The organism is Rhodococcus ruber (assembly GCF_016804345.1).
Taxonomy (GTDB): Bacteria; Actinomycetota; Actinomycetes; order Mycobacteriales; family Mycobacteriaceae; genus Rhodococcus; species Rhodococcus ruber.
In genome coordinates, this window is record NZ_CP044211.1 from 2,619,590 (window position 1) to 2,643,166 (window position 23,577).

The following is a 23,577-nucleotide window of genomic DNA, read 5'->3' on the forward strand; positions in this document are numbered from 1 at the left end:
GTCGACCTCGAAGCCGCTCCTCGGAGCCGTGAGTCGAGGTGGGAGAGACCTCCGGTGGTTTGCTGTGCCTACCGGAGGAATGCCTGCAGATGCATGTCACCCCGCTCGTCTGGATCGTCACCATCCTGGTGATCCTGGGACTGTTCGTCTTCGACTTCTACGCGCACGTCCGCAAACCGCACGCGCCCACGTTGCGCGAGTCGGGCTTCTGGTCGGCGGTGTTCATCGGCCTCGCCGTGGTGTTCGGCGTCGTGGTGTTCGCCGTCTGGGGACCGACGTACGGCGGTGAGTACTTCGCCGGGTACGTCACCGAGAAGGCTCTCAGCGTCGACAACCTGTTCGTCTTCGTGATCATCATGTCGACCTTCGCGGTGCCGCGCGAGTACCAGCAGAAGGTACTCACCATCGGCATCGTCCTGGCACTCGTGATGCGCGGGGCGTTCATCGCCGTCGGTGCCGCGGCCATCAACACCTACAGCTGGGTGTTCTACCTCTTCGGCGCATTCCTCATCTACACCGCGATCAAGCTGATCCGCGAGCACGGTGAGGAGGTCGAGCACGAGAAGGAGCGGGAGAACCGGATCGTCTCCCTGGTCCGCAAGGTGTACCCGACCACCGACGAGTACCACGGCGACAAGCTGTTCACCCGGATCGACGGCAAGCGGTTCGCGACCCCGATGCTGCTCGCCCTGGCCGCCATCGGCTTCACCGACATCCTGTTCGCGCTCGACTCGATCCCCGCGATCTACGGCCTCACCAGCGAGCCCTACCTGGTGTTCACCGCCAACGCGTTCGCTCTGATGGGCCTGCGACAGCTGTTCTTCCTCATCGGCGGCCTGCTCGAACGGTTGGTCTACCTGTCCTACGGCCTGTCCGTGATCCTCGGGTTCATCGGGATCAAACTGGTGCTCCACGCGCTGCACGAGAACACGCTGTCGTTCGTCAACGGCGGGGAGCACGTCGCGGTGCCGGAGATCTCGACGTGGTTGTCGCTGGGCGTGATCGTCGGTGTGCTCGTGGTGACGACCGTGGCGAGTCTGCTCAAGACGCGCAGCGAGAAGGCCGACCTCACCTGACCTCGCGGCACCGGTGAGGGGCGTCAGTCGTTGAAGACGCCCATCACCGGGAGCCACTCCGTGATCCGGACGTCGTCGACCAGGCCGCGACGCGCGAAGGGATCCTGCGCCATGACCTCGCGCACGGCCGGCTCGTCCGCAGCCTCGACGACGATCAGCGCGCCCGACCCGTCGGCCCACGGGCCGGTCGCGCGTACCGTCCCGGCGTCGACGAGTGCTCCGAGCCAGCCCCGGTGGGCGGGCCGGTGCTCGTCGCGGCCGTCGGCGGTGGCCTCGGAGTAGGTGTACTCGACAGCGAACAGCGGCATGGATCCTCGCATTCGTGGTGGGGGAAGAGGCTCAGAGGGAGAGCAGCATCCGGGTGTTTCCGAGGGTGTTCGGCTTGACGTAGCTCAGGTCCAGGAACTCGGCCACACCGGTGTCGTAGGAACGGCACATCTCCGCGTACACCTCCGCGGTGACGGGAGTGCCGTCGATCTCGGTGAATCCGTGCCGGCCGAAGAACTCGACCTCGAAGGTGAGTACGAACAGCCGCTCCAGTTCGAGGTCGCGGGCGACGTCGATCAGGTGGGAGACGACCAGGTGGCCGACTCCGCGGCCCTTGACCCGCGGATCCACCGCGACGGTGCGGATCTCGCCCAGGTCGGACCACAGCACGTGCAGGGCCCCGCAGCCGACGACGGTGCCCGCCGTCTCGGCCACCCAGAACTCCTGCACGGACTCGTACAGCGTGACGAGATTCTTCTCGAGGAGGATCTTGCCCGCATAGATGTCGACCAGTCGCTTGATCTCCGGAATGTCGCCGGTTCGCGCCCGTCGCACGACTATGCGGTCGTGGGGTTCCGGGTCCGTCGTCCGCGAATTCATAGTGGTGAACAGTAGCCGGTCGCTCTACCGATATTGTGTCCGTGTGCCGGTCGGATCTCCATGCTCACGTGTCGCCCCGGCGGACCCGGGTCCGCGTCGTCCCCCGGCGCCGTCCGCGGCAGGGAGGCCGGTGTGAGCGCGCCGCATCCCGAGGTGGCCGGGACCGGTGGGGCCGCGGCGGCCCCCGGGCCGCACGCGCCCGCGGCCGCGGAGCCGGTGCCGCTGTGGAACATCGCCAACATCCTCACCATGGTGCGGATCGCTCTGGTGCCGGTGTTCCTGCTGGTGTTGTTCGCCGGCGACGGCCACGATGCCGCGTGGCGCCTCGCCGCCACGGCCGTGTTCGCCGTCGCGGCGATCACGGACCGGATCGACGGCCAGCTCGCGCGCAAGCACGGACTCGTGACGGATTTCGGCAAGCTCGCCGATCCGATCGCCGACAAGGCCCTCATCGGCGCCGCCCTCGTGGGCCTGTCGCTGCTCGGTGACCTGTCGTGGTGGGTGACCGGCATCATCGCGGCGCGCGAACTCGGCGTCACCGCACTGCGCTTCTTCGTGTTGCGGCACGCGGTGATCCCCGCGAGCCGCGGCGGCAAGGCCAAGACCCTGTTCCAGTCCCTCGCGATCGTGCTGTACCTGCTGCCGTTGCCGGCGGCGGCGACGCCGTTCGCGGTCGCGCTGATGGCGCTGGCAGTGATCCTGACGGTCGGCACCGGCATCGACTACGTCGTCCAGGCGGTGCGGCTACGCGCCGGCGTGCACCGCGTCGAGCAACAGCACGGGCAGTGAGTGGGATGGTGCCCGACCCCCTCGTTGCCGGTACCGCGGCCGCGGAGCTGGTCGCGGCCCTGGCCGCGCAGCGGCAGACGGTGGCGACGGCCGAATCTCTCACGGCCGGGCTGATTGCGGCGACGATCGCCGGGGTACCCGGTGCAAGCGTGGTGCTGCGCGGCGGGCTGATCGTCTACGCCACCGACCTCAAGTCCACCCTGGCGGGGGTGGATGCGGGGCGCCTCGCGGCGGACGGGCCGGTCTCCGAGTCGACCGCCGCGGCCCTGGCCGAGGGCGCCGCGGCGCGCTGCGCCGCGACGTGGGGCGTGGGCGTCACCGGCGTGGCCGGGCCGGATCCGCAGGACGGGCATCCGCCGGGCACGCTGTACCTCGGGATCGCCGGACCGGGAGGCACGGTGGTCACTTGTCCGTCGGTGTCCGGAGACCGGTGGGACATCCGGTCCGGTGCCACCCACGCCGCCGTGTCGGGCCTACTCACCCGCGTGCACGCCGCCGCGGGGATGTAGTGTCTTGACACCGCGGTACCGGTGGCAACCGGACCCGTGCGGAGCCGCGCCCGGCAGGGGTTTTCGTGCCCGGGCGGGGAGCCGGGAACCCGGCGACGTGCGTCGTGCGTTGACGGGTTGAGCGACGACGGACGAAGGAGGATGGGATGGCGCTGTTGTTGCGTGAGGCAATCGGTGACAGCCTTCGGCGCACCCGCGTTTCGCAGAGCCGCACCCTGCGTGAGGTCTCCAGCAGCGCCCGGGTCAGCCTCGGTTACCTCTCCGAGATCGAACGCGGACGCAAGGAGGCGTCGAGCGAACTGCTCGCCGCGATCTGCGACGCCCTCGACGTGCCCTTGTCCGACGTGCTCTTCGACGTCAGCGAGTCGCTCGCCGATGCGGTTCCCGCCCGCGGCCGGACCCCGGTGGGAGCGGCGGTCGTCGGAGCCGAGCCGGCTCCCCGCGACTCGGAGGCCCTCGCCGCCGAGCACGCGGCACTCGTGGCGCAGGACACGCGGGTGGTGATCCCGCCGCCGGCGGCACGCGCGCTGGCTGCCGCATAACATGGAGGTCGGACCGCGACGGCCTGGCCGGACGCGGACGAAAGCGACACACTCCGGGTCACCACCGGGGGGTGGCTCGGGACACACGACGGCCGGGTATGCGGGGCTCCCGGGACCGTCCGGAAACGGTGCGCGAGGGCCGTGCATCGGGTCGCGTTCGCCGCGGCGTACCAGATGGAGGCAGGATCACACCCATGGCTAATCCGTTCGTCAAGGGTTGGAAGTACCTGATGGCACTGTTCAACTCCAAGATCGATGAGAAGGCCGATCCGAAGGTCCAGATTCAGCAGGCGATCGAGGATGCGCAGCGTCAGCACCAGGCGCTGTCCCAGCAGGCCGCGTCCGTCATCGGCAACCAGCGTCAGCTGGAGATGAAGCTCAACCGGCAGCTGGACGAGGTCGAGAAGCTGAACGCGAGCGCGCGGCAGGCCGTGCTCATGGCCGACCAGGCCAACGCGGCCGGCGACACCGAGAAGGCCATCCAGTACACGAACGCCGCAGAGGCCTTCGCTGCCCAGCTGGTCACCGCCGAGCAGTCCGTCGAGGATCTGAAGGTCCTGCACGACCAGTCGCTGCAGGCTGCGGCACAGGCGAAGAAGGCCGTCGAGCAGAACGCGATGGCGCTGCAGCAGAAGGTGGCCGAGCGCACCAAGCTGCTCAGCCAGCTCGAGCAGGCCAAGATGCAGGAGCGCGTGAGCGAGTCCCTGCGCTCGATGGACTCGACGCTCGCCGCGCCGGGCACCACGCCGAGCCTGGACGCGGTCCGCGAGAAGATCGAGCGTCGCTACGCCACCGCGCTCGGGTCGGCCGAGCTCGCCCAGAACTCGGTGCACGGCCGGATGCTCGAGGTCCAGCAGGCCACCGTCCAGATGGCCGGCCACAGCCGTCTCGAGCAGATCCGCGCCTCCATGAAGGGCGAGGCGCTGCCCGGCGCCGCGGCGCCCGCGACCCCCGCGGTCAACCCGACCAAGGAACCGCCCTCGGCGGCGGGTAGCGCCGGCTCTCAGTAGCGCCGGCGTCGATCACCGACTGCAGAAACGCGACATCGTCATGAACATTCCCGCACGCGGCCGGACCGGACAGTTTCCCGGTCCGGCCGCGGCCGCGCTCCGGGACATGACCGGCAACGTGGTCGAGGCGGCGCGCCGCTGGAACGACCCCGCGGCCCGGCTGCGGCGCAAGAAGCGTCGCGCGCGTCGCCGTGCCCGCATCTTCGGCACTGCCTCCGGAATGGGTGGGGTCGGCACCGCGACCCTGGTGGCAGCGTCGGCTCCCGACTGGACCGTCGTCGCCACCGGCGGCACGACGGCCGCGCTCGTCGTGCCCGCCGCACTCGCGTTCCGTACCTTCCGGCGTCTCGACGCCGTGGCGCTGCCGCCGCCGGCGCCCGCCCGCCGGGCCCTGCCGCCGTCGGGTTCCGTCGCGCGGTCCCCGATGGCCCGGCTCGCCAGCGACGAACAGAGTCTCGCCCAGCTGCTGACGGTGCTGGCCCGGTCCCGCACCGTCGCCGCCGACGATCTGGAGGAGATCGCGTCGGCCGCCCGAGACGCCGCCGGCGCCCTCGAAGCAGTCGCGGTCGACGTGGTCGCACTCGAAGCCGCGGCCCGCGACAGCGCCGCCGCCCAAGCCCACCTCGGTCCGGCCGTCGCGGCCGCCGGGAAGCGGCTCGACACGGGCGTCGACCAGTTCGAGGAACTCGTCGCCGCCGCGGCCCGGCTCGCGGCGGCCCCGGACGGGACCCGTTCGATGGATCTGCTCGACCGTCAGCGCGCCGAGCTGATCTCGGCGTCGGATCGACTCGAGGGCTGGGCCCAGTCGTGGCGGGAGATCCAGCAGATCGAGAGCCGCTACCGGAACTGACGGCGCGCCGGCGACTAGTCGTCCAGGCCGCGGGCCACGAGGGCCTCACCCATCGCCTCGGCGGTCAGCAGCGCCCCCACCACGACGGGCACCGCCAGGGCCCGCAGCGAGAAGCCGAGGCCGCGGGCTTTCCGCGCCTCGGTGACCTGCGCGACGATCGCTCCGAGCATCGGGACCGCCCGGACGGTCATCACCAGGACGAGACCCACCCGCTCCGGGTCGACGCCGACCCGGCGGAGCGGACGAAGTCCCGTCACGATCGCGTCGAGCATGTCGCTCACCCGGGTCGTCAGCGTGACCAGCGCGGCCAGGGCCACCGCGACCAGCAGCTGGCCGCACACCACCACCGCCCGTTCCCAGCCGGCGAGCAGCACCTGGAACGCCGCGATCACCACGAGCATCCACAGCAGCGGCCGAAGCTGTCGCAGCGCGGGACGGGGCGGGATCCGGGCCAGCAGGTAGAGCCCGAGCACGAGTGCCGAGGCGGCCGGCACCTGCCACGGTTGCCGCATCCACACCGTGAGCGCCACGATGAGCGCGGCCGTGACGAGCAGCTTCGGTCCCGCCGGTGCCCGGTGCACCGGCGACGACGCGCGGTGGTACAGCCCCAGGGTGCTCACGAGACCAGCTTGCGGTAGAAGTCGATCGCCGGGCCCGGCGCATCGTCGGCGACGACGCGGCCGCCGTCGACGACGAGCACCCGATCGAAGCCCGCCAGTAGATCCAGATGGTGGGTGACCACGACCAGTTGCTGCTCGAGGGCGGCGAAGGTCCGGGCGATCAGCCGGGCGTTGCGCAGGTCCAGCAGCGTCGTCGGCTCGTCCGCCACCAGTACGTGCGGCTCGGTGACCATGATCGCCGCGAGGGCGAGGAGTTGCTTCTGCCCACCGGAGAGCAGGTGACTCGGGTGGTCGTGGTGCCCGGCCAGCCCGAAGTCGGCGAGCACCCGCCGTACCCGTTCCGCGCGCTCGTCCTTGCCGAGTCCGCTGCGGCGCAGGGAGAAGGCGACGTCCTCCGCGACAGTGGGCATCACGATCTGATGATCGGGATCGGTGAACACGAATCCCACGCGCCGGCGCACCTCGCGGGCCTTGCGGGCGGTGTCGAGGCCGTCCACCGTGACGGTGCCGGAGGTCGGGACCACCAGTCCGTTGATCATCCGCGCCAGGGTGGACTTGCCGCTGCCGTTGGCACCGACGATCCCGACGCGGCGTTCGGTGAGGGTCACGTCGATGCCGTCGAGGACGGTGCGCTCCCCGTAGGCGTGCCCCACCTGCCGGAAGCGGATCTCGCTCATGCGGTCGTGTCCGGCGCGACGTTCAGTGCGCGGGATCGGCGGCCGGGCGCGCCGGTGCGCTCGGACTCGACAGGGCGGGGTAGGCGCGGTGCACCTGCGCGGCGACGACCGCCGCCACGACGGCCTTGAGCAGGTCACCGGGCAGGAAGGTGGCGTTCGCGCTCAGGGCCGCCCACAGCGTGAGATCGGTGCGCGCGAGCATGCCGGCGATCCCGAACGCGTAGAGCACGACGATGCCGCCGAGCACGTTGACGGCGATGCCCGGCAGCACCCGGTAGCGGGGCAGCATGCGCGCCGAGAGCCAGCCGATCACCGCCACGGCGGGCAGCCAGCCGAGCAGGAAGCCGACCGTGGGCCCGGCCAGCGCCGTGAGCGTGGTGCGTCCCCCCGCGAGCACCGGCAGCGCCAGGCCCAGCACGATCACCGTCGCCACCGACAGCACGCCCCTGCGGACGCCGAGCAGGGCGCCGGCAAGCATGACGCCCAGCGTCTGCAGCGTGATCGGCACGCCCGACGAGCCCACGGTGATCTGTCCGGGCAGGCCCAGGGCGATGATCAGGGCGGCGAACACGGCGATCTGTGCCAGGTCGCGGGCGGGCGTGCTGCGGGTCGAGGACACGATTCTCAGCCTTCTGACGAGGGGACCGAACCTGTCGAGGGTATGTCGCCGCGGCGTGCTCCCTGTCACCACCCCGCTCCGGGCCGGGCCCCCAGCAGTGCGGCTCCGGTCTCCGGGTAACCACCCATCTTTCCCTGATCTCTGCGTTGACCTGGTGTTTTTCGGTGCGGGGAGTGTCAGGATCGACCTCGACGGCAACGAGGCAAGGAGTGGACGATGTTCTGGAAGATCGTGGGTGTGGTGGCGCTGGTGTGGATCGCTCTCGTGGTGATCGGGGCGCTCGCGGAGCACCTGTTCGGAATTCTCGTGGTGAGTGCGCTGATCTTCGGCGGCTACATGGTGTACAAGGCCGTGAGCGGCAGCAAGGACGATCACATCACCCGGGTGTGAGGTCACGCCGGCTCATCGGCGCAGCAACTGCGCGACCAGCCGGCGTCCCTGCCCGAGCGACACGTCGGGCAGATACGCATGCCCGACGGCGAGTCCGATCGTGGGCAGTGCTGCGGCGTCGGGGAAGACCATGTACATGGGCCGGTGCTGCGGCTGGAACTTCGTTTTGAAGGCGAGTAGGGACCGGAATCCGTAGACCGGCTCGAGGGTGCGGCCCAGCAGATCGAGCAGCGCGTCGAGTGCGCCGCGGTCGAGTGCGTCGGCCGCCGGGTCGGTTCCGGCGAGCGGCGCGCCCGACAAGCTGAGGAACTCGAGACCCTCCTCCTGCGCGGACATCGCGGCGGAGGCGATGAGAAATTCCATTGCGGGACGGAATCCCTCCGAGCGGCGGCGCATGAAGTCCAGCGTCAGACCGATCAGGGCGCCGTCCCGGTAGACCGGCAGCCACGACGTCACCGCGTGCACGCGGTCGTCCGCGTCGATCGCCAGGAGCAGTCGCACCTCCGGGTCGCGCAGTTCTTCGAGGCCGCCGAGGGTGAAGCCCATCTCGGGGAGGCCCTTGTCGGCGACCCACTCCTCGGAGATCGCCACGATCTGTTCCGTCACCGCCAGCGGAGCCTCGGCGAACGTCGTCCACCGTGCCTGCACTCCGTCCTTGACGGCGCGGTTGAGGGCGGTGCGCACGTCCTGGAACTTTTTGCCCTTGAAGGCGAGGCCGGGTAATGCCACGACCGTCTCCTCGGCTACCCGCAGGCAGCTCCAGCCGTGACCCCGGCCGATTGCGGCGGTGTCCTCCCCGACCGAGTAGAAGCACGGGGTCCAGCCGTTGCCGAGACAGTACGTGGCGAACTCGTCGACCGCCCGCTCGAGGTCGGCCGGATTGCCCACGGGGTCACCGGTGGTCAGCGCGACACCCGAGTGCACCCGGTAGGCGACGGCGTGCCGGCCGTCGGCGGTGAACCAGTACCGGTTGCCGCTCCACGTGGTCATCCAGGACAGGGAACTACCCCCCGGGCGGTGCAGCAGCGCACGGACGCGAAGCTCGTCGCGGGGATCGTGCCCGACGGCGGGGACCACGAAGCTGCGGAGCATCAGCATGCAGAATGTGACCCACACGAGCACTCCGACCCACTCGAACAGCAGTGTGGCGGGTGACGTCAGCGGCAGTACGGGGGGTTCGAACAACTGCAGGTACACAGGCGGCACGAGCCGTCGCGGCGCGTCGCGCAGCAGCGTGCCGATGCCCGGATCGCGGTCGAAGTCGTCGGAGAGCAGCGTTCCCAGCGCCACATAGGTGACGAGGGCGACGCCTGCGGCGGCCCCGGTGCCCAGCCACACGCGGGGATAGGTGCCGCGCGGTGCCTGCACGCCGAACAACCGCCGGGTCGCCAGCAGCAGCACGAGCACCGCGACAAGGGCGAGCAGCGGTGCGAGTTCCATGGAGACCGAGCTGCTGCGGCGCGCGCCGTACAGCAGTGAGCGGGTCTCGTCCTGCTCGGTGATCTGCACGATCACGCTCACTGCGGCCACGGCGATCAGTGCGACGTGTCCCCATACCGACAGGAGCCAGGCGACGCGGCGCCCGCGACGCAGACCCTCCGCCCCGACCAGTAGCACCGCCGACGGCATGAGGTTCATCACCAGGGGCCCGATGCCCGACAAGCGCAGCGCCTGCTGCCCCTTGCGGCACTCGTCACGCAGAGCCGGGTCCGCGCAGACGTCGACCAGCTCCCGTGCGGTATAGGGGACCTGGTCGAACAGCTCGCGCAGCGCGGACAGCGGGCCGATGGCGTGTGGCGAGAACGCCGCGAGGACGGGCCCGAGGACGCTCGCCGCCACGACGAGCGCCACCAGGGTGCGGCGCTCCCGCACCGTGCCGCCGAGTGCCGGACCGCGGGCGGCCCGCCCGAACAGCACCGGACCGAGGAAAAACCCCGTCAGCGCCGCGCAGAGGCGCGTGACGTCCTGCAGGTGGCCGGCGAACAGCGCGGTCGTGACGAGGAACACCAGCACCAGTGTGCGAATACGGCGACGCCACAGAGTGCCCATCCCCGCGGTGGCCGCGAGCAGGGCGCCCAGGATCCACGGCAGTGGGTCCTCGATCAGGTGACCGTGCAGTTCGAATCCCCACGAGTTCGGTACGGAGGACGCGAGCAGCGCCACGACGAGCGCGAGCGTGGCACCTGCGCCCTGCGAGACCACGGCGGCCACCGCGAACCTGCCGGCACCGATCCGGTTCTCGACGGGCACGGCCACCGCAAGGATCGCCGCAGTCGCCAGAATGTACTCGCCGAGACCGGAGGCGAACAGCCCGGAGGTCCACAGCACCCATACGCGGCCTTCGCCGATGCTGCCGGTACCCAGCGAGATCTGGAGGGCCAACTCGCGCGACGGGCCGTGCAGCACCGAACCAGTGACGAGTCCGGCCACCCAGAACACCGCGAGCAGGGTCAGGGACACCGGAGCCCGGCGCAGCACCCCACCGGCACGCGCCGTCATCGAGCGACGAGGCCGAGTCGTCGGCTGAGCCACGGCAACTCCTTCTCCAATCCGGCGGACCACACCGCGAAGCTGTGTGCGCCGGGAAGCTCCGTCAGGTGGACGTCCATTCCGGCGGCCGCGGCCGCTGTCGTCAGCTGCTCCAGCCCGGAGCGATATTCGCGGTCGTCGAGACCGACGACGAAGACACCCGCCGATCCGGGGTACCGGTTACGCGTCAGCAACTCGGCCGGGTTGTTGCGCGCGAAGGCGGCCGCGTCGCCGCCGAATACCTCCCGGACGGTGCGGTCCCGGTCTCCGATGGTGGGTTCCGCCTGCCCCGACAGGTCGAGGAAGGTCGGGTAGACGTCGGGCCGGGTGGTCGCCAGTTGCAGGGCGCACGTCCCGCCGTAGGAGAAGCCGCCGATCGCCCATCCGGACGGATCCGGGTCGACCTGCAGTTGCCTGCGCACCCAGGCCGGCACATCGACGGTCAGGTACGTCGCGACGTTGCCGAGATGCGAGTCGACGCACAGCGGGTTGTCGAACTGCCCGCCGGTTCCGTCGGCCAGCACGACGACGGGTGCGAGGCCGTCGTGCTCCGCCGCGTAGGCATCCATGATCTGCGTCAACCGTCCGCCGACGAGCCAGTCTTCGGTGCCACCGGGCTGGCCGGCCAGCAGCACCAGCACGGGCAGTTCGGGTCGCGGGTCGGCGAAGTACGCCGGGGGGAGGTAGATTCGTGCGTCCCGCGCACGGAATCCGGAGACAGCGCCCGGTATCCGTGCGGTCGTCACCGCCCCGGTTTCCGGCAGGTCGCCGCGCGGTGTCCAGTTCTCCGACAGAGGTCGCCGGTCGATCGTCGCCGCCGCCGAGCCCAAGGCCTCGGCGAGCGGCACCGTGCGGTAGTTGCTCAGACCCAGAGCCGCACGCACCGTCGGGTAGGCGTCGTACACCGCGTTGACCTGCCCCGCGGCGACCACCACCACCGCTACGACGGCCACGACGAGACCGGCCGCGGCCAGCGGTCGCCGGTCCCGGTGCCGGACGACCCAGCGGCCGGCGCCGAGCGCGATTGCCAGGACGGCCAGGCCGGACCACACGTACACCGAGCGCGGCAGTCGGTCCGGAAACGGTCGCCACACCTGCTCGACGAGCACGGCCGCCGCGAGCACGAGCACAACCGTGGACACGACGGCCACGGGAACCCACACGACGAGCCATCGGCGGCTACGGCGTGCGACGAGCGCGGTGAAACCGCCGACGGCGAGGACGACAAACACCACGGCGGCAGCCGTCGTGGTCAGATGCACGTCGAGCGCTGCTTCGACGAGTCCGGACCACGACACGACATCCAGTATGCGCGAGGCTCCCACCGGCGCACCGGGATCGGCGATAGTAGAGGAATGGAACCGGTACCCGAGGACTGGCAGCGTGCGCTCGTGATCGCCGCGCACCCGGACGACATCGAGTACGGTGCGGCCTCGGCGGTGGCGCGGTGGACCCGCCAGGGCAAGGACGTGCGGTACGTGCTGGCGACCAGCGGTGAGGCCGGCATCGCGGGTCTGCCGCCGGCCGAGTGCGGGCCGCTGCGTGAGCAGGAGGAGCGGGCGTCGGCTCGCGTCGTCGGAGTCGAGGTGGTGGAGTTCCTCGGGCACCCGGACGGCCGCCTGGTGGCCGGGCCGGACCTGCGTCGCGATCTTGCGGCGGCGATCCGGCGGCACCGTCCCGAGATGGTGGTGACCGGCCACTTCGGGCTCACGTGGTTTCCCGGTGTCCTCAACAGTGCCGACCATCGGGCCCTGGGACTGAGCGTGCTCGACGCGGTCGCCGACGCGGCGAACGAATGGATCTTCCCGGAGCTGGCCGAGCAGGGGCTGCCGCCGTGGCCCGGGGTGCGGTGGGTCGCGGTGAACACGACGTCTCCGACTCACGCGGTGGACGTCACCGACACGGTCGAGGCCGGCGTCGCGTCCCTCGCCGAGCATCGCCGCTACCTCGAGGCGCTCGCGGCCGACCCGGTGATCGACCAGGCCCGGGCGCAGGTGGAGTCGGCCACCGCGGCGCTGCCCGGCTTCGACCAGGCCGCCGGTTTCGAGCTCTACACGTTCGGGGGCTGAGCACCGGGCACGAGGACGACTCCGGCTCCGGGTACGGCCTCCACGTCGACGGGCAGCGGGCCGAGCGGCTCGCCGTCCGCGTAGGCGGAGATGCCGGGACATTCGAGCCGGACTCGCCGGGTGCGGCGTACGGTCACCTCGTCCAGCTCGACATGGGTGCCGCGATAGACGGTCGGGAACAGGCGCAGCAGGCGGGTCCTGTTGGCCGAGGTCACGATCACGATGTCGAGGAGGCCGTCGTCGAGACGTGCGTCCGGGGCGATGCGCATGCCGCCCCCGTAGGTCGAGGCGTTGCCCACGGCCACCATCGTCGCCGCCACCTCGAGGTCGTCGTCGTCCAGCGTGATGCGGTACGGGAGCAAGCGCAGATGTGCCAGTTCCGCGACCATCGCGACGTTGTAGCGCAGCCGGCCGCGCGGCCGCCGCATCCGGTTGGCGCGGTCAGTGACCAGTGAGTCGAAGCCGCTGGCGAGCACGGTGCCGAACCAGTAGTCCGGCCGGCCGGCGGCCCGGACCCGGCCGAGATCGATCGTCCGCGTGGACCCGTCGGCGACCACGTCGGCCGCGGCCACCGGATCCGACGGCAGATGCAGGACGCGGGCCAGATCGTTGCCGGTTCCGGCCGGGACGATGCCGAGCGGTATGCCGGTCTGCGCGAGTGCCTGCCAAGCGAGCCAGACGAGCCCGTCCCCGCCGACCGCGACGAGTGCCCCGGTATCGGCGGCCACGGTGTGCCGTACCAGTTCGAGCGAGTGATCCGGGGTGTCGCCCGCGATCTCGGTGACGTGCAGGCCCCGTTCGCGCAACCGGGCCGTGGCAGCCCTCGTCGCGCGCGCGGTACGCGGACCCGCGGCCGGATTCGTCAGGACGGTGACGGATTCGATCACGGCAGCAGCTTTCCAGGGTTGAGGATGCCTCGGGGGTCGATTGCGTCCTTGACCGCACGCAGCAGGCCGGTGCCGAGTGTGCCGATCTCCTCTGCCATCCAGGGCCGGTGGTCCCGGCCCACGGCGTGATGGTGGGTGACCGTTCCGCCGGCCGTCACGATCGCGTCCGTCGCGGCACGCTTGGCTGCCGACCACTGCGTGAGGGGATCGTCCGCCTGTGCGCACACGACGGTGAAGTACAGGGATGCTCCGGTGGGGTAGGTGTGCGAGATGTGACACAGCACTAGCGGTGGGGTGCCCTGGTCCTGCAGTGAAGCGGTGAGCGCGTCGGTCACCGCGGTCCGCAACCGCCCCAGATTGCTCCAGGTGGTGGCGGTTTCGAGGGTCTCGGCGAGTGCCCCCGCCCGCAGCAGCGCGTCGCGCAGGTGCGGTGCGTCGAATCTGCCGTGCTCCCAGGTCCGGGCCGGTTCCTCGCCGAGGTCGGTGCCGCCGGTGGCTGCAAGCAGCGCATCGATCTCGGCGGCGCGGGCCCGCACGTGGTCGGCGGTGCCCTCGACGGTGGTCACGGCCAGGCAGCCGGTAGGGGCGGTCGAACCGATGTGTTCGTGCATCGCGAGGTTGACCGCGGTCTCGGACTCGTCCGACAGACGCAGCACGGTGGGGACGGCGCCGGTCTGCACCAGGGTGCGCAACGCGTCTGCACCCGTGGCGAAGTCCGGGAAGGACCAGGCGCGACGGGCGACCGCGGTGGGGATCGGGTGGATGCGCACGCCGACCTCGGTGACGATGCCGAACAGTCCCTCGGAGCCGAGGAACAACTGCCGCAGGTCCGGCCCGGCGGCCGAGGCCGGGGCGCGGCCTGCCCGCACGGTACCGCTCGGCGTGGCGACGACGAGATGCTCGACCATGTCGTCGAATCGGCCGTAGCCCGCAGACGCCTGGCCGGAGGACCGGGTCACGGCGAATCCGCCGACGGTCGCGTGGCGGAAACTCTGCGGGAAGTGCCCGAGCGAGAAGCCGTGGGCGCCGAGCAGTTCCTCGGCCTGTGGTCCGGTCGCGCCGGCCTGCAGCGTCGCCAGACCGGAGACCGGATCGAGATCGGTGAGCGCGTTCATTCGTCGCAGGTCCACTGCGACGACGGTGTCGAATCCGCCGCGCACCGGGTCCAGTCCGCCGACGACGCTGGTGCCGCCGCCGAACGGAACGACGGCGATCGCCTCGCCGGCGCAGTAGTCGAGTACGGCGAGTACCTCGTCGTGGCTGCCGGGGCGCACCACCGCGTCGGGGGCTTCCTGCGGACCGGGGTCCTGTCGTCGCAGCAGGTCGAGGGTGCTCTTGCCGCCGGCGTGGCGGAGCCGGGCCGCGTCGTCGTCGGCGACCTGCCCGGGACCGACGATGCGTTCGAGGCTGTGGCGGTGCCGGGTGTCCAGCCGGGAGGGGAGGAGCCGCACCGCGGTTTCGGGCAGGGACGGGGTCCGGCGGGTGTCCACGCCGAGGGCCTGTTGCAGCAGGGCGCGGACGCCTTCGCCGAGTTCCTTCCGGCGATCCGCCATACCCCACGCGTCCCACTCCATCTCGGTGGCAGCGGACGGATGTCGGGGTGTGAAGCTCGCAGTCATGCGTTACAGTGTTACACATAATGTCTATCCGTAACGAGGAATTCCGGTCGTCGGGCGCGCCGGCGACGACCGTCGAGAATCAGATCCTCGACGCCACCCGCTCCTGCCTGCTCGACTTCGGGCTGCGGCGCACCACCCTCGCCGAGGTGGCGCGCCGCGCCGGTGTCAGCCGCCCCACGGTCTATCGCCGCTGGCCCGACACCCGTACCTTGGTCGCGGACCTGCTCACCCGGGAAATCCGCGCCGTCCTGCCGGATCTCGGCGGCGAGGGACCCGTCCGCCCGCGGATCGTGCGGGCCGTCGTGACGGCCGTCGACGAGATCGGCACGCACCCGCTGTTCGAGAAGATCCTGCGGTCGGATCCGGACCTGCTCATGACGTACATCGTGGATCGGCTCGGCACCAGCCAGCACGCGGTGCTCGAGGTGCTGACCGGTGCGCTCACCCGCGGTCAGCGCGACGGCACCGTCCGCGCCGGGGACGCCCGTACGCTCGCCGCGTTCGTACTGCTCACCGCCCAGTCGGTCGTACAGTCCGCCGGAATGATCGCCGAGGTGGTCGACCGGGAGGCGCTGCTGACCGAGCTGGCGCACGCCGTGGACACCTACCTGGCCCCTGCCGGAGAGGATCGACCGTGACCGGACCTGCCTCCAGCGCCCTCGACGCCGCCCGCAGACGGCGGGAACTCGACGACCTCGCCGCCCACCCCTCCGTCGACGTGCTCGTCGTCGGCGGTGGGGTCACCGGCACGGGCGCCGCCCTCGACGCGGCGGCACGCGGCCTGAGCGTCGTCCTCGTCGAACGTCACGATCTCGCCTTCGGCACGAGCCGGTGGAGCTCGAAGCTCGTCCACGGCGGACTGCGCTACCTCGCCACCGGGAACATCGGCATCGCCCGCGAGAGCGCCGTCGAGCGGGGCATCCTGATGACCCATACGGCGCCGCACCTGGTGCGGGCGATGCCGCAGCTGGTACCGCTGCTGCCGTCGGTGGGCCGCGGCGAGGCTGCACTCGTGCGCACCGGGTTCCTCGCCGGCGACGCCCTGCGCGTCTCCGCGCACACGTCGTCCGCGGTGCTGCCGCGCTCGCGTCGCATCGGCGCGGGACGCGTCGCCGACCTGGTGCCCGCCGTCCGGCGCGACGGGTTGCGCGGGGGACTGCTCGCCTACGACGGCCAGCTCGTCGACGACGCCCGGCTCGTCGTCGCTCTCGCCCGCACCGCCGCCTCGCACGGTGCCCGCATCCTCACCCGCGTCGACGCGCATTCGGTCACCGCCGGCGGTGCCGTCCTGCGTGACACGCTCACCGGCACCGAGATGCGGGTGACGGCCGCTGCCGTGATCAATGCGGCCGGCGTGTGGGCCGGACAGGTGGATCCTTCGATCCGGCTGCGACCCAGCCGCGGCACGCACCTCGTCCTCGACGCCGCCGCCCTCGGCAACCCGACCGCCGCGCTCACCGTGCCGATTCCCGGCGCCACCAACCGATTCGTCTTCGCGCTGCCCGCGCAGTCGGGCCGGATCTACCTGGGTCTGACAGACGAGGCGGCGCCCGGTCCGCTGCCGGACGTCCCGCAGGCCACCGACAGCGAGATCGATTTCCTCCTCGACACCGCCAACACGGCCCTCGCCACGCCCCTGACCCGCAACGACGTCCTCGGGACCTTCGCGGGACTGCGGCCGCTGCTCGACTCGTCTGCACCGGGCACCGAGACCGGGGATGCCACCGCGGACCTGTCACGCCGGCACGCAGTCGTGCGGTCCGAAGCCGGTCCGATCGGCATCGTCGGGGGCAAGCTCACCACCTACCGGCGGATGGCGCAGGACGCCGTCGACGCGGCCGTCGAGACGGCCGGGCTGCGTGCCGGGCCGTGCCGCACCACCCGGCTCGCCCTCGTCGGCGCGGCCCCGCCCGGCGTGCTGCGCACCGTCGCGGCCCCGCCGAACCTGGTGCGGCGCTACGGCACCGAAGCTGCGCGGCTCGCCGTGGGCCCGCATGCACTCGAACCGATCGCCCCCGGACTCGACGTCAGCCGTGCGGAACTCGAGTTCGCGGTCACCCACGAGGGCGCCCTCGATGTCGACGACCTCCTCGACCGCCGCACCCGGATCGGACTCGTACCCGGTGACCGGGCCCGGGCGCTCCCCGCCGCCGGTGACGTGCTGAGCGACGTACCGGACTGACCCCGGCGGCGACCGGTGTGACGCCCGCCGCACTCCCGCCGATCGGGAATCGCAGGTGTGCCCGCGCCCGTTGCCCCTGCCATGGACTTGTTCACACCCGTCACTCTCGGAGATCTCGAGCTCGCCAACCGGGTCGTCATGGCCCCGCTGACCCGGCTGCGGTCCGGACCGTCCGGTGTTCCCGGCGACCTGGTGGTCGAGCACTACCGGCAGCGGGCGAGTGTCGGGCTGATCATCACCGAAGGCACCTACCTGAACCACGAGTCGCAGGCCTTCGTCGGCCAGCCGGGAATCGTCACCGCCGCGCAGGTGGCCGGTTGGCGAAGGGTGGCCGAGGCGGTGCACGCCCGCGGCGGCCGCATCGTGATGCAGGTGATGCACGGCGGACGTGTGACCCACCCCGACGTGAACGGCGGCCGGCGGGTCGTCGCTCCGAGCGCGATCGCGATCGACGGCGTGGGGCACACCGAGAAGGGCAAGCAGCCGTATCCGGTACCGCACGCGCTGAGCGCCGACGAAGCGCGGGGGATCGTCGAGGAGTTCGTCGCCGCGGCGCGCCGGGCGATCGAGGCCGGGCTGGACGGCGTGGAGATCCACAGCGCCAACGGCTACCTGCTGCACGAGTTCCTATCGCCCGCCGCCAATCAGCGCACGGACGAGTACGGCGGCTCTCCGGAGAACCGGGCTCGCTTCGTCGTCGAGGTGGTCACGGCGGTGGCGTCGGCCATCGGCCCCGGCCGGGTCGGACTGCGGATCTCGCCCGAGCACAACATCCAGGATGCCTACGAGACCGATCGCGACGACGTCCTCGCCACCTACGGCGCCCTCCTCGACCGGCTCCGTCCACTGGGCCTGGCATACCTCTCCGTGCTGCACAAGGATCCGGCCGGCGAGCTGGTGCAGGAGCTGCGCCGGCGGTTCGGCGGCAAGCTGATCGGCAACAGCGGCTTCGGCTCGCCGACCACCCGGGACGAAGCGGTGGAGCTGATCGAGGCCGCCCATGCCGACGCCGTGGCCGTGGGCCGGGCGGTCCTCGCCAACCCGGACCTGGTCGAGCGCTGGGCGGGGGAGCACCCGGAGAACCAGCCGCAGCCGGCGTTGTTCTACTCGTCGGGCGCCGAGGGCTACACCGACTACCCCTTCCTGCACGCGGGCTGAACACCGCGGCTCTGCCCGGCTCCGGCAGCCGGGCAGAGCCGGCCGGGTGGCCGCGCGCCTCGTGGTCACCTGCCGCCGACCAGGCCTCCGGCGCCGGGGTGCGTGCGATCCTCCCGCGCCTCGGACGACGTCGGCTCGCGCCTCGATCCGATTCGGAGCATTCGGCTGCGGGGCCTACGTCGGTGCGCGATAGTCTGAGGCGGCAGTCGGGCGGGCGCCCGCGACGGACTCGGGAGTGGACGACACCGTGGGAGAATTGCAGCCCGGTTCCGTGTTCGCCGGGTACCGCATCGAACGCCGCCTCGCGACCGGGGGGATGGGCAGCGTCTACCTGGCGCGGCATCCCAATCTGCCGCGTTTCGTCGCACTGAAGCTGCTCGACCTGTCGGCGACCGCGAACCCCGGCAACCGCAGCCGGTTCCTCCGGGAGGCCGACCACGTGGCGCGGCTCGAGCATCCCAACATCGTCACCGTGTACGACCGCGGCAACGTCGGCGACCAGTTGTGGATTGCGATGCAGTACGTGGACGGCACCGATGCGGTGGGTGCGCTGCGAGAGGGTCCGATGCGTCCGGCGCGCGCCGTGCACATCGTGTCCGAGACCGCTCGGGCACTCGATCACGCGCACGCGCACGGTGTGCTGCACCGCGACGTCAAGCCCGCGAACATCCTGCTCGCCCCGAGTAGTGGCAGTGAACCGGAGCGCGTCCTGCTCGCGGACTTCGGGATCGCCAAGGGTCTCGGCAGCACGGCGGTCACCGAGACCGGCATCCTCGTCGCCAGCCTGCAGTACGCCTCCCCGGAACAGATCGAGGGACGGCCGCCCGGCCCTCGCACCGACGTCTACGCCCTGGGCTGCACGCTCTATCAGCTGCTCACGACCCGGCCCCCCTTCCCGGGAACCGAGGCGGCGCATCTGGTTCACGCACATCTGCACTTGCCCCCGCCGCGTCCCACCGTGGCGAGGCCGGAGCTGCCACCCGCGCTCGACGCGGTGATTGCCCGTGCGATGGCCAAGCGACCCGAGGACCGCTTCCCCACGTGCGGCGCGCTGGCCGCCGCCGCGCGCGCCGCTCTCGACGAGCCGGTCACCGAGCCGACGCGGACGGTCGCCGCCGCATCGACCCCCGCCTCGCTGCATCCCGGGCCCACTGCCGCGTCCGAACCTCCGACGGCGCGTTCCCGGCGGCCGTTGTTCGTGCTGCTGGGCGTGGTGGCGGCTGTCGCGCTGGCCGGGGCACTGACCGGGATTCTGCTCGCCCGCGACGGCTCGCCGGACGCGGACGTACGGGCCGGCGTCTCGGCCACCGGACAGGCCGCCACTCCCGGGCCGGCCACGCCTCCTTCCGCGTCCGCTCCCGCCACGGCGGAGATCACCGACCTCACGACCTCCGCCCTCGCACCGACGACCACCGCCGTGCCGCAGAGCCGGCCGGACCGCATCCCCGTCGCGCAGGCAGGTATCCGGGGCTTCGACGACGACATCGGGCCGCGCTGCAACGCTGCCGACGAGGCGGTCGCGGTGGCGCGCACCTCGGAGTCGCGGGTGCTGGTGTGCCGCAACGGGTTCGACGACCTGTACTACAAGGGTCTACGGCTCAGCGACGGCGCCGACATCGAGCTGGCCGATGCCGTCCCGGATGCCACCGGATTCACGGTCGTCTCGGGACCCGTGCGGTACACGTTCGACCGGAACGAACTGCTGATCATCGAGAACGGAACGGTCACCACCCGCGAACAGGTGCTCCAGTTCTGGTCGGCGTATCCCTGACGGCCGCCCGGGACGACGGGATCGGCCCGGCGCCCGAGGGCGCCCCCGCCGCCGGTGACGCCCTCGGTCGCCCGGGCCGACCCTTCGCCGCTCGCAGAGTGCGAGAACCCGGTGTGGCAGTCTGAATCGATGCGAGTGGCAGTGGTTGCCGGGCCGGACGCCGGGCATGCGATCCCCGCGATAGCCCTGAGCTTGCGGCTGGCCGAGGCGGGCGACGACCCGGTCCTGTTCACCGGCGAGCGGTGGCTGGGCCTGGACCTCGACGGCGTGACCCTCGCGCCGCTCGCCGGCCTGGCGCCGCGTCCGGAGGACGACGACGCCGATGCCGGTGCCCGCATCCATGCCCGCGCCGCGCACATCGCGTCGGAGATGCTGCCCGGGCTCAGCGCCCTGCTACCCGACCTCGTCGTCTCCGACGTCCTCACCGCCGGCGGCGGCATGGCCGCGGAACGTCTCGGCATCCCCTGGGTGGAGTTGTCGCCCCATCCGCTGTATCTGCCCTCGCGGGGGTTGCCGCCCGTCGGCAGCGGTCTCGCCCCCGGCACCGGCCTGCGCGGCCGGGCGCGGGACGCTGTGCTGCGGGCGGCGACCGCCCGCTCGATCCGGCAGGGGGAGCGCGAACGGGCGCAGGCCCGCGTCGGGATCGGCCTGGCCGCGCGGGACCCGGGGCCGGCAGCCCGGCTCGTCGCCACCCTGCCGGCCCTCGAGGTGCCGCGACCGGACTGGCCCGTGCAGGCGCACGTCGTGGGTCCGCTGTTGTGGGAACCCACCCGCGAGGTCCTGGAGCCGCCCTCCGGTGACGGACCTCTGGTGATGGTGGCGCCGTCCACCGCGGCCACCGGGGTGCCCGGCCTGCTCGACGCCGTGTGTACGGGTCTCGGCGGCTCCGGGATTCGGATCGTCGTCGCGATGCTCGAGCCGCCCGAGCGGACCTGGCCGGACGGGGTCGTGGCGGGGCACGGCCGGCAGGATCTACTGCTCGAGCAGGCCGACGTGGTGGTGTGCGGCGGCGGGCACGGGATGCTCGCCAAGGCGCTGGGTGCCGGGGTGCCCGCGGTGGTGGTGCCGGGCGGCGGCGACCAGTGGGAACTGGCCAATCGGGCCGCCCGGCAGGGCAGCGCGGTCGTCGTGCGGCCGCTCGACCCCGGCGCGCTGCGGGCGGCCGTGGACACCGTGCTGGCCGAGCCGCGCTTCGCCCGGGCGGCGCGCCTGGCCGCCGCGACGGCAGCGCAGGTCGAGGACCCGGTGAAGGTCTGCCGCGGCGTCGTGCGGTCGGCGCGGTGACATGGGCGCGGTGACATGGGCGCGGTGACATGGGCGCGGGGACATCGGCGCGGCGACAGGGGCCGGGGCCGGGGGCGCTGCGCCGGGGCCGGGGCAGGTGCCGGAAGCGACTACCGTGGCACAGGTGCGATTGACCGAATTCCACGAGTGTGTCCGCAACGAGTTCGGGCAGATGCGTGGCGATGCCCTGCTCCGTGACCACGTACTGCTCTCCCTCGGCGGGTGTACCGCGGCCGAGGCCATCGAGGCCGGGCAGGAACCTCGCGAGGTGTGGCGGGCCCTGTGCGACGAATTCGACGTCCCGCCCGCGCGGCGGTGAACCGCACCGTTCCGTTCGAACAATTGTTCGCCTATGCTGGGGCGCGGGTGGTGGAGAAGTAGTCCACAGGCGTCCGATTCATCCACAGATCCGGCCGCTCGCCGGTCGGGACGGCGAACTTGTCGGTGCCGGACTCTAACGTCATCGGCAAGTAAGACGAGACTCGAAAAGGGGACCACGATGGCACCACAGGCACACGATCGCGACAAGGCGCTCGAACTGGCGCTCGCGCAGATCGACAAGAGCTTCGGCAAGGGCTCGGTGATGCGCCTGGGGGAGGAGTCCCGCCAGCCCATCGCCGTGATCCCGACCGGCTCGATCGCACTCGACGTCGCGCTCGGCATCGGTGGCCTCCCGCGCGGACGGGTCGTCGAGATCTACGGCCCGGAATCCTCGGGTAAGACGACGGTCGCGCTGCACGCAGTCGCCAACGCCCAGGCCGCCGGCGGCATCGCCGCCTTCATCGACGCCGAGCACGCTCTCGATCCGGAGTACGCCCGCAAGCTCGGCGTCGACACCGACGCCCTGCTCGTGTCGCAGCCGGATACCGGTGAGCAGGCACTCGAGATCGCGGACATGCTGATCCGTTCCGGCGCACTCGACATCATTGTGGTCGACTCGGTGGCGGCGCTGGTGCCGCGCGCCGAGATCGAGGGCGAGATGGGCGACAGCCACGTCGGCCTGCAGGCCCGGTTGATGAGCCAGGCGCTGCGCAAGATGACCGGCGCGCTCAACAACTCCGGCACCACCGCGATCTTCATCAACCAGCTGCGCGAGAAGATCGGCGTCATGTTCGGCTCGCCCGAAACGACCACCGGCGGTAAGGCTCTGAAGTTCTACGCCTCGGTGCGACTGGACGTGCGGCGCATCGAGACCCTCAAGGACGGCTCCGACGCGGTGGGCAACCGCACCCGCGTCAAGGTCGTCAAGAACAAGGTGTCGCCGCCCTTCAAGCAGGCCGAGTTCGACATCCTCTACGGCCAGGGCATCAGCAAGGAGGGCTCGCTCATCGACATGGGTGTCGAGCAGGGCTTCATCCGCAAGTCCGGCTCCTGGTACACCTACGAGGGCGACCAGCTCGGTCAGGGCAAGGAGAACGCCCGCAAGTTCCTGCTGGAGAACACCGACATCCGGGACGAGATCGAGAAGAAGATCAAGGAGAAGCTCGGTATCGGGGCGGACGTCACCGCCGAGCCCGCCGACGAGCCCGCCGACTTCTGAGTCGGGCATTGGACGGCGACTCCCGTCGCGGTGACCGGCGCGGCGGCGACCGGCCCGGTGGCGGAACGGAGGCACAGGCCAAAGACCTGTGCCTCCGTCTGCTGACCGACCGGGCTCGCAGCCGCGCCGAACTCGCCGCGAAACTCGAACAGAAGGGTTTCGCCGCGGACGTCGCCGAGCGGACCCTCGACCGGTTGACGGAGGTCGGTCTCGTCGACGACGCCGAGTTCGCCCAGCAGTGGGTGCGCTCCCGCCACCTGTACGCCGGGAAGGGCAAACGCGCCCTGGCCCTGGAACTGCGCCGCAAGGGAATCGGGCAGTTCGAGGCCGCGGAGGCGCTCGAGCAGATCGACGGCGACGACGAACGCGCCCGCGCCACCGAACTGGTGCGCAAGAAGCTGCGCACCCAACCTCCGCTGCCCACGGAGGGCGACCGGCGCGAGATCGCCGCGGAGCGGGACAGGGTAGTGCGACGGCTGGTCGGCATGCTCGCCCGCCGGGGGTACCCGCAGGGCCTGGCCTTCGAGGTGGTGCGCAACGAACTCGCCGGGCACGATCCCGGGCCCGGCGAGTTCGCCACCGACTGACG

At 71.5% G+C, this 23,577-nt stretch carries 25 protein-coding genes; 16 read left to right on the plus strand and 9 right to left on the minus strand.

Features of this window, described 5'->3' with window-relative positions; translation table 11 throughout:
- Window positions 1–89 precede the first annotated feature (89 nt).
- Window positions 90–1,076, plus strand: coding sequence for a TerC family protein (locus tag F1734_RS12265; protein ID WP_010592671.1), 987 nt, complete (start codon window positions 90–92; stop codon window positions 1,074–1,076).
- A 23-nt stretch (window positions 1,077–1,099) separates the two neighbouring features.
- Here the strand turns inward: F1734_RS12265 and F1734_RS12270 are convergent, their stop codons facing one another.
- Complete coding sequence (locus F1734_RS12270; protein WP_010592670.1) at window positions 1,100–1,384, minus strand: YciI family protein; 285 nt, start codon at window positions 1,382–1,384, stop codon at window positions 1,100–1,102.
- A 31-nt stretch (window positions 1,385–1,415) separates the two neighbouring features.
- Entirely contained in the window at window positions 1,416–1,943 is a 528-nt protein-coding gene (locus F1734_RS12275) for an amino-acid N-acetyltransferase (protein WP_082061259.1), read from the minus strand.
- A gap of 132 nt (window positions 1,944–2,075) precedes the next feature.
- Between F1734_RS12275 and pgsA the strand changes: the two genes are divergently transcribed.
- From pgsA to pspM, 5 genes are all read left to right on the plus strand, one after another.
- Window positions 2,076–2,732 carry a CDP-diacylglycerol--glycerol-3-phosphate 3-phosphatidyltransferase gene (gene pgsA, locus F1734_RS12280; protein ID WP_010592668.1) on the plus strand — a complete coding sequence of 219 codons (657 nt, stop codon included), beginning with the start codon at window positions 2,076–2,078 and terminating at the stop codon, window positions 2,730–2,732.
- A gap of 8 nt (window positions 2,733–2,740) precedes the next feature.
- Window positions 2,741–3,241 (plus strand): CinA family protein, encoded by a 501-nt coding sequence (locus F1734_RS12285; protein WP_026137742.1) that lies wholly within the window; start codon window positions 2,741–2,743, stop codon window positions 3,239–3,241.
- A 146-nt stretch (window positions 3,242–3,387) separates the two neighbouring features.
- Window positions 3,388–3,783: a helix-turn-helix domain-containing protein gene (locus F1734_RS12290; protein ID WP_010592666.1), complete on the plus strand. Its 396-nt coding sequence runs from the start codon at window positions 3,388–3,390 to the stop codon at window positions 3,781–3,783.
- A gap of 194 nt (window positions 3,784–3,977) precedes the next feature.
- Window positions 3,978–4,793, plus strand: coding sequence for a PspA/IM30 family protein (locus tag F1734_RS12295; RefSeq protein WP_003935651.1), 816 nt, complete (start codon window positions 3,978–3,980; stop codon window positions 4,791–4,793).
- A 40-nt stretch (window positions 4,794–4,833) separates the two neighbouring features.
- A complete protein-coding gene (gene pspM, locus F1734_RS12300) occupies window positions 4,834–5,643 on the plus strand; it encodes a phage shock envelope stress response protein PspM (RefSeq protein ID WP_010592665.1) in 810 nt (269 codons plus the stop codon).
- 14 nt (window positions 5,644–5,657) lie between these two features.
- Here pspM and F1734_RS12305 read toward each other — a convergent pair whose 3' ends face one another.
- Genes F1734_RS12305 through F1734_RS12315 form a run of 3 tightly spaced genes read right to left on the minus strand, consistent with a single transcriptional unit; the run spans window position 5,658 to window position 7,559 of the window.
- Window positions 5,658–6,263 carry an energy-coupling factor transporter transmembrane component T family protein gene (locus F1734_RS12305; protein ID WP_010592664.1) on the minus strand — a complete coding sequence of 202 codons (606 nt, stop codon included), beginning with the start codon at window positions 6,261–6,263 and terminating at the stop codon, window positions 5,658–5,660.
- Window positions 6,260–6,940, minus strand: a complete 681-nt coding sequence (locus F1734_RS12310; RefSeq protein WP_010592663.1) for an energy-coupling factor ABC transporter ATP-binding protein — start codon at window positions 6,938–6,940, stop codon at window positions 6,260–6,262. The genes F1734_RS12305 and F1734_RS12310 overlap by 4 nt, the downstream gene beginning before the upstream one ends.
- 22 nt (window positions 6,941–6,962) lie before the next feature.
- Window positions 6,963–7,559 (minus strand): biotin transporter BioY, encoded by a 597-nt coding sequence (locus F1734_RS12315; RefSeq protein ID WP_010592662.1) that lies wholly within the window; start codon window positions 7,557–7,559, stop codon window positions 6,963–6,965.
- A 216-nt stretch (window positions 7,560–7,775) separates the two neighbouring features.
- On the opposite strand from F1734_RS12315, the gene F1734_RS12320 reads away from it, so the two are divergent.
- Complete coding sequence (locus F1734_RS12320; RefSeq protein ID WP_003935645.1) at window positions 7,776–7,949, plus strand: hypothetical protein; 174 nt, start codon at window positions 7,776–7,778, stop codon at window positions 7,947–7,949.
- 12 nt (window positions 7,950–7,961) lie between these two features.
- On the opposite strand, the gene F1734_RS12325 is transcribed toward F1734_RS12320, so the two are convergent.
- Together F1734_RS12325 and F1734_RS12330 are read right to left on the minus strand one after the other, a co-directional pair.
- The gene (locus F1734_RS12325; RefSeq protein ID WP_010592661.1) at window positions 7,962–10,448 is read right to left on the minus strand and encodes a DUF2156 domain-containing protein; all 2,487 of its coding nucleotides are present in this window, start codon (window positions 10,446–10,448) and stop codon (window positions 7,962–7,964) included.
- Window positions 10,445–11,776: an alpha/beta hydrolase gene (locus F1734_RS12330; RefSeq protein ID WP_203011735.1), complete on the minus strand. Its 1,332-nt coding sequence runs from the start codon at window positions 11,774–11,776 to the stop codon at window positions 10,445–10,447. Before F1734_RS12330 ends, F1734_RS12325 begins: the two co-directional genes overlap by 4 nt.
- Window positions 11,777–11,833: 57 nt before the next feature.
- On the opposite strand from F1734_RS12330, the gene F1734_RS12335 reads away from it, so the two are divergent.
- Window positions 11,834–12,547 carry a PIG-L deacetylase family protein gene (locus tag F1734_RS12335; protein ID WP_119699719.1) on the plus strand — a complete coding sequence of 238 codons (714 nt, stop codon included), beginning with the start codon at window positions 11,834–11,836 and terminating at the stop codon, window positions 12,545–12,547.
- On the opposite strand, the gene F1734_RS12340 is transcribed toward F1734_RS12335, so the two are convergent.
- Both F1734_RS12340 and F1734_RS12345 read right to left on the minus strand, forming a co-directional pair.
- Window positions 12,529–13,434 (minus strand): diacylglycerol kinase, encoded by a 906-nt coding sequence (locus F1734_RS12340; RefSeq protein ID WP_003935641.1) that lies wholly within the window; start codon window positions 13,432–13,434, stop codon window positions 12,529–12,531. The two genes, F1734_RS12335 and F1734_RS12340, sit on opposite strands and share 19 nt — an antisense overlap.
- Window positions 13,431–15,053: an FAD-binding oxidoreductase gene (locus tag F1734_RS12345; RefSeq protein ID WP_203011736.1), complete on the minus strand. Its 1,623-nt coding sequence runs from the start codon at window positions 15,051–15,053 to the stop codon at window positions 13,431–13,433. Before F1734_RS12345 ends, F1734_RS12340 begins: the two co-directional genes overlap by 4 nt.
- 20 nt (window positions 15,054–15,073) lie before the next feature.
- Here F1734_RS12345 and F1734_RS12350 point away from each other — a divergent pair, with 20 nt between their 5' ends.
- The 8 genes from F1734_RS12350 (at window position 15,074) to recX (ending at window position 23,575) form a co-directional block, all read left to right on the plus strand.
- A complete protein-coding gene (locus F1734_RS12350; RefSeq protein ID WP_003935639.1) occupies window positions 15,074–15,691 on the plus strand; it encodes a TetR/AcrR family transcriptional regulator in 618 nt (205 codons plus the stop codon).
- A complete protein-coding gene (locus F1734_RS12355) occupies window positions 15,688–17,235 on the plus strand; it encodes a glycerol-3-phosphate dehydrogenase/oxidase (protein WP_203011737.1) in 1,548 nt (515 codons plus the stop codon). The genes F1734_RS12350 and F1734_RS12355 overlap by 4 nt, the downstream gene beginning before the upstream one ends.
- A gap of 81 nt (window positions 17,236–17,316) precedes the next feature.
- Window positions 17,317–18,393 (plus strand): alkene reductase, encoded by a 1,077-nt coding sequence (locus F1734_RS12360; protein WP_203011739.1) that lies wholly within the window; start codon window positions 17,317–17,319, stop codon window positions 18,391–18,393.
- A gap of 235 nt (window positions 18,394–18,628) precedes the next feature.
- Window positions 18,629–20,164, plus strand: a complete 1,536-nt coding sequence (locus F1734_RS12365) for a serine/threonine-protein kinase (protein ID WP_203011741.1) — start codon at window positions 18,629–18,631, stop codon at window positions 20,162–20,164.
- Window positions 20,165–20,293: 129 nt separating this feature from the next.
- Window positions 20,294–21,448, plus strand: coding sequence for a glycosyltransferase (locus F1734_RS12370; RefSeq protein WP_040781729.1), 1,155 nt, complete (start codon window positions 20,294–20,296; stop codon window positions 21,446–21,448).
- 124 nt (window positions 21,449–21,572) lie between these two features.
- Window positions 21,573–21,767 (plus strand): DUF3046 domain-containing protein, encoded by a 195-nt coding sequence (locus tag F1734_RS12375; protein ID WP_054373281.1) that lies wholly within the window; start codon window positions 21,573–21,575, stop codon window positions 21,765–21,767.
- 180 nt (window positions 21,768–21,947) lie between these two features.
- On the plus strand, window positions 21,948–22,988 hold the full coding sequence (gene recA / locus F1734_RS12380) for a recombinase RecA (protein ID WP_003935633.1): 1,041 nt from the start codon (window positions 21,948–21,950) through the stop codon (window positions 22,986–22,988).
- Between the two features lie 8 nt (window positions 22,989–22,996).
- Entirely contained in the window at window positions 22,997–23,575 is a 579-nt protein-coding gene (gene recX, locus F1734_RS12385; protein ID WP_003935632.1) for a recombination regulator RecX, read from the plus strand.
- Window positions 23,576–23,577 lie beyond the last annotated feature (2 nt).

Bases quoted from the DNA above. Each gene is read 5' to 3' on its own strand.
- F1734_RS12370 (WP_040781729.1), top strand. From the start codon at position 20,294: ATGCGAGTGGCAGTGGTTGCCGGGCCGGACGCCGGGCATGCGATCCCC.
- F1734_RS12350 (WP_003935639.1), top strand. From the start codon at position 15,074: ATGTCTATCCGTAACGAGGAATTCCGGTCGTCGGGCGCGCCGGCGACG.
- F1734_RS12345 (WP_203011736.1), bottom strand. From the start codon at position 15,053: ATGACTGCGAGCTTCACACCCCGACATCCGTCCGCTGCCACCGAGATG.
- F1734_RS12310 (WP_010592663.1), bottom strand. From the start codon at position 6,940: ATGAGCGAGATCCGCTTCCGGCAGGTGGGGCACGCCTACGGGGAGCGC.
- F1734_RS12335 (WP_119699719.1), top strand. From the start codon at position 11,834: ATGGAACCGGTACCCGAGGACTGGCAGCGTGCGCTCGTGATCGCCGCG.
- F1734_RS12265 (WP_010592671.1), top strand. From the start codon at position 90: ATGCATGTCACCCCGCTCGTCTGGATCGTCACCATCCTGGTGATCCTG.
- F1734_RS12320 (WP_003935645.1), top strand. From the start codon at position 7,776: ATGTTCTGGAAGATCGTGGGTGTGGTGGCGCTGGTGTGGATCGCTCTC.
- F1734_RS12325 (WP_010592661.1), bottom strand. From the start codon at position 10,448: ATGACGGCGCGTGCCGGTGGGGTGCTGCGCCGGGCTCCGGTGTCCCTG.
- F1734_RS12295 (WP_003935651.1), top strand. From the start codon at position 3,978: ATGGCTAATCCGTTCGTCAAGGGTTGGAAGTACCTGATGGCACTGTTC.
- pspM (WP_010592665.1), top strand. From the start codon at position 4,834: ATGAACATTCCCGCACGCGGCCGGACCGGACAGTTTCCCGGTCCGGCC.
- F1734_RS12290 (WP_010592666.1), top strand. From the start codon at position 3,388: ATGGCGCTGTTGTTGCGTGAGGCAATCGGTGACAGCCTTCGGCGCACC.
- F1734_RS12275 (WP_082061259.1), bottom strand. From the start codon at position 1,943: ATGAATTCGCGGACGACGGACCCGGAACCCCACGACCGCATAGTCGTG.
- recA (WP_003935633.1), top strand. From the start codon at position 21,948: ATGGCACCACAGGCACACGATCGCGACAAGGCGCTCGAACTGGCGCTC.
- F1734_RS12360 (WP_203011739.1), top strand. From the start codon at position 17,317: ATGGACTTGTTCACACCCGTCACTCTCGGAGATCTCGAGCTCGCCAAC.
- F1734_RS12270 (WP_010592670.1), bottom strand. From the start codon at position 1,384: ATGCCGCTGTTCGCTGTCGAGTACACCTACTCCGAGGCCACCGCCGAC.